The sequence below is a fragment of the Shinella granuli genome (assembly GCF_004341885.1).
GTDB lineage: Bacteria > Pseudomonadota > Alphaproteobacteria > Rhizobiales > Rhizobiaceae > Shinella > Shinella granuli.
The window spans coordinates 46,500-59,163 of record NZ_SLVX01000010.1; the positions used below are offsets into that span (position 1 = coordinate 46,500).

General features: G+C 65.7%; 12 protein-coding genes. 4 read left to right on the forward strand and 8 right to left on the reverse strand.

The features are described from left to right. Positions 1-44: 44 nt before the first annotated feature. From EV665_RS16870 to EV665_RS16885, 4 genes are all read right to left on the reverse strand, one after another. Positions 45-491 (reverse strand): VOC family protein, encoded by a 447-nt coding sequence (locus tag EV665_RS16870; RefSeq protein ID WP_064334087.1) that lies wholly within the window; start codon positions 489-491, stop codon positions 45-47. 3 nt (positions 492-494) lie between these two features. Beyond that, positions 495-683, reverse strand: a complete 189-nt coding sequence (locus tag EV665_RS16875; RefSeq protein ID WP_133034989.1) for a hypothetical protein — start codon at positions 681-683, stop codon at positions 495-497. A gap of 68 nt (positions 684-751) precedes the next feature. Next, positions 752-2,131: a sigma-54-dependent transcriptional regulator gene (locus tag EV665_RS16880; RefSeq protein ID WP_133034990.1), complete on the reverse strand. Its 1,380-nt coding sequence runs from the start codon at positions 2,129-2,131 to the stop codon at positions 752-754. Further along, entirely contained in the window at positions 2,128-3,969 is a 1,842-nt protein-coding gene (locus EV665_RS16885; protein WP_133034991.1) for a sensor histidine kinase, read from the reverse strand. Before EV665_RS16885 ends, EV665_RS16880 begins: the two co-directional genes overlap by 4 nt. A 223-nt stretch (positions 3,970-4,192) precedes the next feature. Here EV665_RS16885 and EV665_RS16890 point away from each other — a divergent pair, with 223 nt between their 5' ends. After that, on the forward strand, positions 4,193-5,524 hold the full coding sequence (locus tag EV665_RS16890) for a dicarboxylate/amino acid:cation symporter (protein WP_133034992.1): 1,332 nt from the start codon (positions 4,193-4,195) through the stop codon (positions 5,522-5,524). A gap of 51 nt (positions 5,525-5,575) precedes the next feature. On the opposite strand, the gene EV665_RS16895 is transcribed toward EV665_RS16890, so the two are convergent. Continuing rightward, the gene (locus EV665_RS16895; RefSeq protein ID WP_064334083.1) at positions 5,576-6,034 is read right to left on the reverse strand and encodes an Lrp/AsnC family transcriptional regulator; all 459 of its coding nucleotides are present in this window, start codon (positions 6,032-6,034) and stop codon (positions 5,576-5,578) included. Between the two features lie 125 nt (positions 6,035-6,159). On the opposite strand from EV665_RS16895, the gene EV665_RS16900 reads away from it, so the two are divergent. Next, entirely contained in the window at positions 6,160-7,443 is a 1,284-nt protein-coding gene (locus tag EV665_RS16900) for a cystathionine gamma-synthase family protein (protein ID WP_133034993.1), read from the forward strand. Between the two features lie 80 nt (positions 7,444-7,523). Here the strand turns inward: EV665_RS16900 and EV665_RS16905 are convergent, their stop codons facing one another. Together EV665_RS16905 and EV665_RS16910 are read right to left on the reverse strand one after the other, a co-directional pair. Beyond that, on the reverse strand, positions 7,524-8,300 hold the full coding sequence (locus EV665_RS16905) for an SDR family NAD(P)-dependent oxidoreductase (RefSeq protein ID WP_133034994.1): 777 nt from the start codon (positions 8,298-8,300) through the stop codon (positions 7,524-7,526). 81 nt (positions 8,301-8,381) lie between these two features. Further along, on the reverse strand, positions 8,382-9,209 hold the full coding sequence (locus EV665_RS16910; RefSeq protein ID WP_133034995.1) for an alpha/beta fold hydrolase: 828 nt from the start codon (positions 9,207-9,209) through the stop codon (positions 8,382-8,384). Positions 9,210-9,338: 129 nt separating this feature from the next. Here EV665_RS16910 and EV665_RS16915 point away from each other — a divergent pair, with 129 nt between their 5' ends. After that, a complete protein-coding gene (locus tag EV665_RS16915) occupies positions 9,339-10,292 on the forward strand; it encodes a GlxA family transcriptional regulator (protein ID WP_133034996.1) in 954 nt (317 codons plus the stop codon). A gap of 107 nt (positions 10,293-10,399) precedes the next feature. After that, on the forward strand, positions 10,400-11,065 hold the full coding sequence (gene ric / locus EV665_RS16920) for an iron-sulfur cluster repair di-iron protein (protein WP_133034997.1): 666 nt from the start codon (positions 10,400-10,402) through the stop codon (positions 11,063-11,065). 186 nt (positions 11,066-11,251) lie between these two features. Here ric and EV665_RS16925 read toward each other — a convergent pair whose 3' ends face one another. Further along, positions 11,252-12,550 carry a GGDEF domain-containing protein gene (locus EV665_RS16925; protein ID WP_133034998.1) on the reverse strand — a complete coding sequence of 433 codons (1,299 nt, stop codon included), beginning with the start codon at positions 12,548-12,550 and terminating at the stop codon, positions 11,252-11,254. Positions 12,551-12,664: the final 114 nt, after the last annotated feature.

Consider the following 12,664-nt stretch of genomic DNA (forward strand, 5'->3'; position numbering starts at 1 on the left):
GATTGCAGCCTGGCGATTGCCAGGCGACAGCGTTGCCCGGCACGTCAGCCCTGTGCCGGCTTCCAGTCCGCCGGGGGAATGCTGTTTATCATCCACGGGATGCCGAACTTGTCGATGAGGGAGCCGAAACCGGGCGACCAGAAGGTCTCGCCGAATGGCATGACGGCCTTGCCGCCTTCGGCGAGCTGGTCGAACCAGCGTTTGGCCTCGGCCTTGTCCGTGGTGTGCAGCGTGACGTCGAAACCGTTCTTGGGCTTGTCGATGTTGGGCGCCCAGCCGGCATCCATGTCGGCGCCCATCAGTGCCTGGTCGCCCACTTCCAGCCAGCAATGCATCAACCAGTCCTTGTACTTCGCATCGGTGATCGGCATGTCCGGCGGGGCTTCGCCATAGGGAAAGGCGGCGGTGATCTTGCCGCCCAGCACCTTGGCATAGAACTCGAATGCCGCGCGGCACTGTCCCTGAAAACTCAGGCTCGTCACGATTTTCATGCTTCATTCCTCCTCGTGGTTGTCGTTTCGTCCGCCGGGGCGGCTGCGGATTTTCAGACCGATCTGATGGGCGGGACGGAACCCGCCGATGCGGCGCGTGCCGCGCCGTTCCGGATCGGCGGCGCCGTGTCCGGTGTCATTGATGTTGATATCAACGTAAATGACACCGCAAGTCAACCCGTGACGGTTCATCCGCCGGGCCTTCAACTTTCTGCGGCAGACAGATTGCCGTCTTGACGGCGGCGTATCGGCCGCGGCCGTCAGGGATCGGGCTTCGATGCGGCCGGTTTCTCGCCTGTCGCGGAGAATTCCCGCCTGACGATGCCGTGGCGCTGGAGCTTGTCGTAAAAAGTCTTGCGCGGGATGCCGAGGGCGGCGATCGTTTCCTGCACATTGCCGTCATGGGCGCTGAGCGTGTCGCGGATGATCTCGGCCTCGATCCGTTCCAGCCGCTCCGGCAGCGAGCCTGTGCCGCCGGTTTCGGACGAAGGGCCTTGCTGCGCGAGCGCCGCCGATGTCATGCCCAGCACCGCGCGCTCGGCGAAATGGGAGAGTTCGCGCACATTGCCGGGCCAGTCGTGTTTGTGCAGGTGACGCAGGATGTCGGCCGAAAGGCCGGGCGCCGCGCGCTGGAAGCGCCGGGCGGCGCGCTCGGCGAAGTAGCTGAACAGGAGCGGAATGTCCTCGCGGCGCTCGCGCAGCGGCGGGATGGAAAGCGAGACGACGTTCAGGCGGTAATAGAGGTCCTCGCGAAAGGTCTTCCGCTGGGCGGGGTCGGCGAGGTCGACCTTGGCGGCCGCGACGATGCGGATATCCACCGGGCGCACCTCGTTCGTGCCGAGCGGCGTCACTTCGCGCAGTTCGAGCACGCGCAGCATCTGGACCTGTGTGGATAGCGGCATGCTTTCCAGTTCGTCGAGGAAGAGCGTGCCGCCGCTCGAATGTTCGATGCGGCCGATACGCTTCTTCTGCGCGCCGGTGAAGGCGCCGGGCTCATGGCCGAAAAGCTCGCTCTCGATCACCTGCTCGGGCAGGGCGCCGCAGTTGAGCGCCACGAAATTGCCCTTCGCCCGCCGGCTCCAGCCATGCAGCAGGCGGGCCACGACCTCCTTGCCGCTGCCCGTTTCGCCGGTGACGAGCACATCGACATCCGTATCGGCGATCTGGCGCAGTGTCCGGCGCAGCCGGTCCATCGCCGGCGTCTGGCCGATCAGGGGAAAGTTGTCCTCCGCCTGCCGGGCGCTTTCCCGCAGGCGGCGGTTTTCCATAACGAGGCTGCGTTTTTCCGCCGCGCGCTGGACGCACTGGATCAGCCGTTCGGCGGGAAAGGGCTTTGCGATGAAATCGTAGACCCCCTCCTGGATGGCCTTGACCGCCGTCGCGATGTCGCCGTGGCCGGTGACGAGCACGACGGGAATCTCGGCATCGAGCGCGCGAATGCGCGCAAAGAGCTGGAGCCCGTCCATGCCGGGCATGCGGATGTCGGAGACGACGACGCCGGCGAAATCCGCGTCGAGCCTTTCCAGCGCCTCGGCAGCAGAGCCGAGCGGCGACACGGCAAAACCGGCGAGGTCCAGCGTCTGGGCGGTGGCGCGCAGGAGCTGCCTGTCGTCATCGATGAGGAGAACCGGCACGCTCATTCGTCAGCCTTTCGCAGGTGGACGCGGAAGGAGGCGCCGCGCTCGCCCGTCTCGACCTCCAGCCTGCCGCCATAGTCGGAGACGATGTCCTTGGCGATGACGAGGCCGAGGCCGAGGCCCTTTTCCTTCGATGTGTTGAACGGTTCAAAGAGCGAGGCGAGGATGGCGGCCGACAGGCCGGGGCCGTTGTCGGTGACGGAAACGACGACACCGCCTTCCCCCGCGATGACCGCGACGTCGACGCGCCCGTCCGCGCGGTCCTCCACGGCCTCGAGCGCGTTCTGGAAGAGGTTGATGAAGACCTGTTCCAGCCGCAGCCGGTTGCCGGCGACGCGCAGGCCTTCCGAAAGGGGAGCGACGACGATGCGGTCGAGCCGGCCGGTGAAGCGGCTGCGCAGCAGGAGGATCGCGCCGTCGATGACCTCGCGCAGCACGACGGGTTCTGCGGCGGTGCGTCCCTTGCGGGCCAGCGCCTTCAGGTCGTCCGTGATGCCGGCGATCCGGTCGGTGAGGTCGGCGATGAGGTCGAGGTTCTCCTGCACCGGCTCCGGCCGGTTGCGCGTCAGGAAGACCTTGGCATTGTCGGCATAGGCGCGGATGGTGGCGAGCGGCTGATTGATTTCATGCGCCACGCCGGCGGCGACCTGGCCGAGGATGGCGAGCCTGTTGGCCTGCACGAGATCCTGCTGCACGGCCTGCAGTTTCGTCTCGGTCTGCCGGTGGTCGGCGATTTCGGCCTGCAGGTGGTCGCGGGCAAGGCTGAGGTCGCGCGTGCGCTCGATCACGCGGCGTTCGAGCTCCTCGCGCGCTGCCTGGTCGCGCGCGGCATTGGCGAGCGCCGCCTGGCGCCGGCGCAGCCAGAGCGCGGCGGCGAGCGTGATCGCGCCGACGGCGAGGAGGGCCAGCAGGCGCATCTCGCGCATGCTGGCGGCAATGGTGTTGCCGGTCGGCACGAGATATTCGAAATGCCATGGCGTCGTGGCGACGGGCACCCGTATGCGAAGATAGGTCTCCGCGCCGCCGCCGGGCTGGACGGCACGCAGCAGCGGGCCGCCTTCGATGAGGGTGAAGGGAAGGGGGGCGAGGGGGGCTTCCCCGAACTGCAGGCTTTCGCGAATGGCCGCGAGGCTTTCGGCCGGCAGCGGCTCCGTGGTCATGAAGCGCCAGGAGGGGATGCTGGTGATCAGCACGACATGATCGGCATCCACAACATAGGAGGGGCGCTGCGTTTCGTGCCAGTCGCGCTCCAACTGGTCGAATTCCATCTTGACGACGACGACGCCGAGCGGCGCGGCGGCGGGGCCGACACGGTGGGAGATATAGAGACCTGGCCGCTTGCTCACCGAGCCGAGCGCGAAATGCTCCGCCGTGCCCTCCGCCATCGCGCGGGAGAAATAGGCGCGGAACGAATAGTCGTTGCCGACGAAGCTCGTCGGCTCGCGCCAGTTGCTGGCGGCGATCGCCACGCCCTTGCCGTCGATGACATAGATCACCGCGGCATTGGTTCCGGCGACCAGCTCCTCCAGCTTGCCGTCGAGGAGGGATCGCCCGGCAGGGTCGGCGCCCGCGAGGGTCTCCGTGACGTCCCGGTCGCGCGACAGCAGGAAGGGAAGAGCCCGGGGCCGTTCCAGAACGGCCTGCAACAGCGCCACCTTGAGGTTCGCATCGATCCGGCCCTGCTCCTCCAGCGTCGACAGGGCCGAGGCGCGGCCATAGAGCCCGGCCGCATGGAGTGCGGCTAAGGCAAGGACGAGGACGGCAACGGCAAATGCCGCCCACTGCCGCCGCGTCGCGCGGTGGAGGGCGATCTGATTGCTCGTCGTCGGAACTGGGTTCATCGGGAATTTTGAGCATAAAACCGCACGGTACTCAAGGAAATCTGTGCGAAAATCCGCACTTCACTGACTCGTTGCCTGCGATGTTTTCCTGTAAAGTGAGTTATTACAATGCTTTATATGGTGCCGCGCAAACTGGCACGCCGCTTGCGAAGTCCTCCGCGATTGCAGCAAAGCCACCCCGGGAAGAGCCAGCGTGCTGGTTGGGGTGCGAAAGGAGGAAACCATGCACATTTCGTCTGCCGCCACGCCGGACCGTGGTCCGTTGCCGTTCTACCGCCACCTCTATGTTCAGGTCATCGTCGCTATCGTCGCGGGCATGCTGGTCGGCCATTACTATCCCGATTTCGGTGCCGGCCTGAAGCCGCTCGGCGATGCCTTCATCCGGCTCGTCAAGATGATCATCGCCCCGGTGATCTTCCTGACGGTCGCCACCGGCATTGCCGGCATGTCGGACCTCAAGAAGGTGGGGCGCGTTGCCGGCAAGGCGATGATCTATTTCCTCACCTTCTCCACGCTCGCGCTCGCCGTGGGCATGGTGGTCGCCAATGTCGTGCAGCCGGGTGCGGGCATGCATATCGATCCCGCCTCGCTCGACGCCAATGCCGTGGCGACCTATGCCAGCAAGGCGCATGAATCGACCATCACCGGCTTCCTGATGAACATCATCCCGCAGACCATCGTCGGCGCCTTTGCCGAGGGGGATATCCTGCAGGTGCTGTTCTTCTCGGTGCTGTTCGGCATCGCGCTCGGCATGGTCGGCGAGCAGGGCAAGCCGGTCGTCGATTTCCTGCAGGCGCTGACGACGCCGATCTTCCGGCTGGTCGCCATCCTCATGAAGGCGGCGCCGATCGGAGCCTTCGGCGCCATGGCCTTTACCATCGGCAAATACGGCATCGGCTCGGTCGCCAACCTCGCCTTCCTGATCGCCACCTTCTACCTCACCGCCTTCCTCTTCGTCTTCGTCGTGCTGGGCGCTGTCGCAAGGTACAACGGTTTCTCGATCATCGCGCTGATCCGCTACATCAAGGAGGAACTGCTGCTCGTTCTTGGCACGTCCTCGTCCGAGGCGGCGCTGCCGGGCCTGATGCAGAAGATGGAGCGGGCCGGTTGCAAGCGTTCGGTCGTCGGCCTCGTCATTCCGACGGGGTATTCGTTCAATCTCGACGGCACGAACATCTACATGACACTTGCCGCCCTCTTCATCGCGCAGGCGGTCGATATCCCGCTGTCGATGGGCGACCAGATCCTGCTGCTGCTCGTGGCGATGCTGAGCTCCAAGGGTGCAGCCGGCATCACCGGTGCGGGCTTCATCACGCTCGCTGCGACGCTCTCCGTCGTGCCCTCCGTGCCGGTCGCCGGCATGGCGCTCATCCTCGGCATCGACCGCTTCATGTCGGAATGCCGGGCGCTGACCAACTTCATCGGCAACGCCGTCGCGACGATCGTCGTCGCCCGCTGGGAAAACGAGCTGGACGTCGCCAGGCTGAATGCGGCTCTGAGCGGCGATCTCGAGGAGATGCCGGTTCCGGCGCCGGCCCTGCAGGCGGCGGAGTGATCACGACTCTCGCCTGAGCCCCCGAACTTGCAGCCTCCTCAAGGCGCGGCGTTAGGATCGCCGCGCCTTGATCGTGTTCATCACGAAGCTGGTTTCGATCGTGTCGACGCATTTCAGCTTGGCGATCTTGTCCTTGATGAAGCGCTCATAGTGATCGAGGCCGGCGCTCATGACCGTCAGCACATAGTCGCGCGCGCCGGTCACGAGCTGGCATTCGATCACCTCGTCCCAGCCTTGCACCGCCTCCTCGAACATGCGGATCTCGTCGTCGTGCTGGCGGCTGAGACGGATCGATGCGATGGCGGTCATCGTCCAGCCCTCCACGGCCGGGTCGATGATCGCGGCATATCCGCGGATGATCGCGGTTTCCTCGAGGCGCCGCAGCCGGCGCAGGCACGCCGATGCGGAAAGGCCGACCCGCTCGGCCAGTTCGTTGTTGGTGATGCGGGCATCGGCGGCAAGTTCCCGCAGGATGCGCCGGTCGATCTCGTCTGCAATTTTCTGCGACAATTTTCAGTGATCTCCGCAAGAAGTTGCTTTCAAAAACAACAAGGCGCACCAAATAGCAAGGAAGCGCCAGCGAGTCTGATATAATTTGTGCCTGGAGCTCGCCACACGAACGAGGGAGACGTTTCATGACCGCGCCGCATCCGTCGAGAACCCATATCGGCAACCATGCCCTGCATCCCGAAACGCAGATGCTGAACTACGGTTACGACCCCGAACTCTCCGAGGGCGCCGTCAAGCCGCCGGTCTTCCTGACATCGACCTTCGTCTTCAAGTCCGCCGAGGACGGGCGCGACTTCTTCGACTACGTTTCCGGGCGCAAGGAGCCGCCGGAGGGCAGGGGCGCGGGCCTCGTCTATTCGCGCTTCAACCATCCCAACAGCGAGATCGTCGAGGATCGCCTTGCCGTCTACGAGCGGACGGAAAGCTGTGCACTGTTTTCGTCCGGCATGTCGGCGATCGCCACCACGCTGCTCGCTCTCGTGCGGCCTGGCGATGCCGTGCTGCATTCGCAACCCCTCTATGGCGGCACGGAGACCCTCCTGGCGAAGACCTTCCTCAATCTCGGCGTCTCGGCCGTGGGTTTTGCCGATGGCGTCAGCGAGGCATCGGTACAGGCTGCGGCGGAAGCGGCGATGCAGAAGGGCCGCGTCTCCGTCATCCTGGTCGAAACGCCGGCAAACCCCACCAACAGCCTCGTCGATATCGCGATGATCCGCCGGGTCGCTGATGCGATCGGGGCGCGGCAGGGCCATGTGCCGGTCGTCGCCTGCGACAACACGCTGCTCGGCCCGGTCTTCCAGCGGCCGATCGAGCACGGGGCGGATCTCTCGCTCTATTCGCTGACCAAGTATGTCGGCGGTCATTCGGATCTGATCGCCGGGGCGGCGCTCGGCCGCAAGGCGGTGATGAAGCAGGTCAAGGCGCTGCGCGGGGCGATCGGCACGCAGCTCGACCCGCATTCCTGCTGGATGCTCGGACGCTCGCTGGAGACGCTGCAGATCCGCATGGAGCGGGCCAACAGCAACGCGGCGGCGGTCGCCGAATTCCTGCGCGAGCACCCCAAGGTCGAGGCGATCCACTACCTGCCGTTCTACGATCCCGCATCGCCGGCCGGCCGGACTTTTGCCGCCCAGTGCAGCGGTGCCGGCTCGACCTTCTCCTTCGACATCAAGGGCGGGCAGCCGTCCTCGTTCCGGTTCCTGAACGCGTTGAAGATCTTCAAGCTTGCCGTCAGTCTTGGCGGAACGGAGTCGCTCGCCTCGCATCCCGCCACGATGACGCATTCGGGAATCCCCGTCGAGGTGCGCCAGCGGATCGGCGTGCTCGAATCGACCATCCGCCTGTCCATCGGCATCGAGCATCCCGATGACCTGGTGGCCGATCTGGTGCAGGCGCTCGATGCGAGCTAGGAGCCTTCCAGCCGAAGCGGTATCGCTTCGGCGTCTGATAAGGCTGTAAGAACAGAATACCGGAAATGCTCCGGAGCTGATCATCGCACCACGGGCTTCTTGCCCAGCCCGTAACGGGCCGCGGCGTGGGCAAGCGAAAGGTGCGGTCGCAGCGCGTCGCGGGCGGCAAGGAAGGCGTCGAGGGCAGCGGTCTCGGGCAGGGAGGGAACGGTCAGCGTCTCGCCGAGATCAAGGCCGGCCAGCGCGGCGTCGACCATCTCCTCGACATCCATGACCATGGCCGCCGGCAGGGCATCAAGCTTCTCCTCCTCCCAGATCGCGGTGCGCGTGATGCCCGGCAACACGCCCTGCACCCTGACGCCGGCCGGGGAAAGCTGTGCCTGCAGCGCCTCCGTGAAGGCCAGGACGAAGGCCTTCGTGGCCGGATAGACGGCAGTGAAGGCGGCCGGCATCAGGGCGGTGACCGAGGTCATGTTGATGATCGTGCCCCTGCCTGCGGCGGCAAGCCGGGTGACGGCGAGGATGTTGAGGTTGATCATGCCGGTGACCTTGACGGGGTCCAGCTCCGTGATCATGCCTTCCCCGGCAATGCCGGCATTGTTGACGAGGCCGGTGATGGCGGTGTCCGCGCGCAGGCGGGCTTCGGTGAGGGCCAGTCCCTCGGGCTGCGAGAGGTCGGCGGAGAGGATCTCGACGGCGACGCCATGCGTCGCCCGCAGCCGCTCGGCAAGCGCTGCCAGCCTGTCGGCGCGGCGGGCGACGAGCAGCAGATCGTGGCCGCGACGGGCAAGCCGGTCCGCATAGACCGCGCCGATGCCGTCGGATGCGCCGGTAACGAGAAAAGTGTCCTTGCTCATGGTCTGTCTCCTTGATGGGGCGTTGGATGAAACGGCGCCGGGCCGGCGTCCTCTGGCGCCGAAGCCCGTGACGGGAGGCGGTCAGGCATTGATGAAGTCGAGAAGGTCGGCGTTGAACCGGTCCTGATGGGTCTGCGTCAGGCCGTGGTCGGCGCCCTCGTAGACCTTCAGCACGGCATGTTCGACGATCCTGACGGTCGACAGGGCGGATGCGTCGATCGGCACGATCTGGTCGTCGTCGCCGTGCAGCACCAGCGTCGGCTTGTCGAAGGCTTCGAGATCCTGGTGGAAGTCGCTTTCCGAGAAGGCGCGGATGCTGTCGAGCTGGCCCTTGAGGCCGCCCATCATGCCCTGCCGCCAGAAGTCCGCGCGAATGCCGTCGGAAATGACCGCGCCGTCCCTGTTGTAGCCGTAGAAGGGAATGGTCAGGTCCTTGAAGAACTGGCTGCGATTGTCGTAGGTGCCCTTGCGGATGCCGTCGAAGACGTCGATGGGCAGGCCGCCGGGATTGGCCTCCGTCTTCAGCATCAGCGGCGGAACGGCACCGATCAGCGCGACCTTGGCGACGCGGCCCGTGCCGTGGCGGCCGATATAGCGGGTGACTTCGCCGCCGCCCGTGGAATGGCCGACCAGGATGACTGCGTGGAGATCCAGCTGCTCGATCAGCTCGGCGAGGTCATCGGCATATTGGTCCATGGTGTTGTCGTGCCAGACCTGGTCGGACCGGCCGTGGCTGCGGCGGTCGTGGGCGATGGTGCGGAAACCCTGATTGGCGAAGAACACCATCTGCGCGTCCCAGGCGTCGGCGCTGAGCGGCCAGCCGTGGGAGAACAGGACGGGCTGGCCGTCCCGCGGACCCCAGTCCTTGTAGAAGATATGCGTGCCGTCCCGGGTCGTGATCGTGCTCATTTGTCTCTCTCCTTTTGTCGAGGGCTTGATTGCCTCCCGTGTGAACAGAGATACTCTTGCGTGCCTGCGGGCTGGATGGGCGCTTCTGACAGAAGGCGAGCCGAAACTGACAAAAGGCGGGGACGCGCAATGGAAGTCGGATTGATGCTCTATCGGGATTGCCAGGTTGCGATGGTGCACGGCATTACCGATCTCTTCGCCATCGCGTCGGCCTTTTCGCGCGATCGTGGCGGCCTCACGGTGCGGGTCAGCCATTGGCGCATGGATGCGGAGGGGCGGTTCTCCCGCAGCCACGACACCGATCCCGGCGCTCCCGGAACGCCGGACATCCTCATCGTGCCGGGCCGGCTGACGGGGCCGGCCGAAGCGGAGGAGGCGGCGCCCTATGCCCGCTGGCTGCTGGATCGCCACGGTCAGGGGGCAACGCTTGCCTCCACCTGCGGCGGGGCGTTCATCCTGGCGGCGACGGGCCTGCTTGCCGGCCGTCCCGCCACCACGCACTGGCTCTTTGCCGAGCGGTTTCGCGCGCGCTTTCCCGATGTGCGGCTGGAGGCGGACAAGATCGTCATCGAGGATGGCGACATCATCACCGCCGGCGGGCTGATGGCCTGGACCGATCTTGGCCTGCGCATCGTCGATCGCCTGCTCGGCCCTTCGGTGACGATCGAGACCGGCAAGTTCCTGCTGGTCGACCCGTCCGGGCGCGAGCAGCGGCACTACAGCAATTTCGCGCCGCGCCTCACCCACGGCGACGAGGCGGTCCTGAAGGTGCAGCACTGGCTGCAGGAGCGCGGCGGCCGGCCCACCAGCATCGCCGACATGGCCGGCCATGCGCGCTTGGAGGAGCGCACCTTCCTGCGCCGTTTCAAGACGGCGACCGGCATGAAGCCGATCGAATACGTCCAGCACCTCAGGATCGGCAAGGCGCGGGAGCTTCTGGAATTCACGCGGCGCACCGTCGACCAGATCGCCTTTGCGGTGGGCTACGAGGATGCGGCCGCCTTCCGCCGTGTGTTCCACCGCATTCTCGGCCTCTCGCCGGGCGAATATCGCAGCCGGTTCTCGGTCGCCGCGGCCGCCTGAACTACGCCCGGATGGGCTCCTTCTTTGCCGCGGCGCAAAGACCCCGTCCTTCTTCTCCTGCAGGGTTGGCGAGAACCGGAAACGCCAATCCCTGCAAAGGAGCCAGGATGCAAACGCTTTCTCTTGACCGGACCGTGGCGTCGATCGCGGCGGAACTGCCGGGCGCGGCCGATCTGTTCCGCCGATCGGCCATCAACTTCTGCTGTGCGGGCGATGTCCCGCTTCGCGCCGCGGCCGGTCGGGCCGGCCTCTCGCCAGAGGATCTGCTGGCCGCACTGGAAGCGCTCGAACGGGCGGCCGGCCGCGACGCGCCCGAGGAGACGGAGCCGCTCATCGACCACCTCCTCACCCGCTATCACGCGACCCATCGCCAGGAACTGGCATTCCTGATCCCGCTTGCCGAGAAGGTCGAGCGGGTCCATGGCGACCATCCGGCCGCGCCCTCGGGATTGGCCGCGGCGCTGAGTGCGCTGCGCGACGAGCTGGAAGGGCACATGATGAACGAGGAACAGATGGTCTTCCCGATGATGCGCCGGGGCGGGACCGTGCGGATCGCCCAGCCGGTCGCGCAGATGCGCCGCGAGCACGACGATGCCGTCCGGCTTCTCCACGATATCGAGCATGCCGCCCACGGCATGGCCCTGCCATCTGGCGCCTGCGGTTCGTGGACGGCGCTCTATACCGGGCTGCGTAAGTTCACCGATGATCTCGTGATGCACATGCATCTGGAGAACACGGTGCTCTTCCCACGCTTCGAGGCGCCGGCTGCCTGAGGCTGAAGATCCGGCGTCGCCGTGGCCCGGGGAGCGGACTTCCGGTTCAGCTTCATGGATGAGGACAGGATCGCGATGGCGCTGCGCGCGCTTCCGGCAACGGAGGCGCACCTGCATGAGCCGGGCGGCTATCGGCATATCGTCCGATGGGTGGGGACGAACGACCGGCCGCGCTGCTGCCCGTGGTCAGGTGCCGAGCATCACGACGCGGTTGCGGCCCGCCCGCTTGGCTTCGTAGAGGGCATTGTCGGCCCTGAGGATCGCCGAGCCGAAGGGTTCGTCCGATGGATCGGCGAGCGTGGCGCCGATGCTGACGCTGAGAGGGATCGTTGCGCCCTCGATGTCGAAGGGCATGGCATGGATCGCCGTGCGGATGCGCTCGGCCAGAGTCACCACCGCAGCCGGCTCCTCGGCCGCCAGCAGCACGGCGAACTCCTCGCCGCCAAGCCGCGCGAAACGGTCGCCCGCCCGCACGATCTCCTGGCAGCGGCGGGCGAATTCCATGAGGACGAGGTCGCCCGCGCGATGGCCGTGCGTATCGTTGATCGATTTGAAATGATCGATATCCAGCATCAGCACGCCCATGGATGTGCCGCCGCCCGATTTGGCGAATATCTCTTCCGCCTCCTCGAAGAAGCGCCGGCGGTTCAGGATGCCGGTCAGCGGATCGGCATTGGCTAGGGCCTTGAGCTGCTCGGCATAGGCCCGCTCCTTCGTGACGTCGATATAGAGATTGACGTTGAAGTTGCCGATCGTCCTTTGCCGGAACTGGATACGCTTCGTCGCGCCGCTTGCCGTCCTGACGTCGAGATCGAAAGGCGTCATCTCGCGGTTTTCGCGCCGGGCGTCCGCGATGGAGGAATGCCACTGCGTGCGGGCATATTCGCGGTATTGCGGATCGGGATAGACGAGCCGCCACCAGTCCTCGATGCTTTCGATCTCGTCCTGCGTATAGCCGAAGAGTGCCTTGAACGTCGAATTGGCGAACTGGATCTGGTCGTCGCTGCTGGCGATTTCAAAGCCGAAGGGCAGCCAGTCCAGAAGCGAGATCATCTGCTCCTGCCAGCCGGCAAGGGAAACGGAGCCCTGCGGCGGCGCATCGGTGAAGGTGAACAGGCGCACGAGTTCGCCCTCGACCGCAAGCTTGGTGACCTGCACCATCAGCACGCGTTCCTGCCCTTGCACCGTGGCCCGGATCAGAAAGGGTTCGCCCGGCACGCCGATCGGCGCGACGCTCCAGATCTGCGAGAGCAGGAGGTTCGCCTCGCGGCCGACGAGGTCTTCCATCGGCAGGTCTTCGAAGGCATCCAGCCCCAGCCCGAAGAGCACCGCGGCATTGGCGTTTGCCCGGCGCACATGCAGCCTGCCCTTCTCGACAAGCACCATCGGCGCACCGACGCACCCCATCCAGAAGTCGATTTCCTCACGGGATCTGCCGTAGGGCACCTCGTCCGTCTTGGTTCGCTGTGACGCCGTACTGTTCATGCGATCCGGTACCCATTGTCATCTGTGCCAGGCCACAGAGACCTCCCGGGCCTGAAGATAATCGCCTAACGTAAGAAAAGGCTTAAGCGCCGGCACTCTTTCACCCGGTGGTCG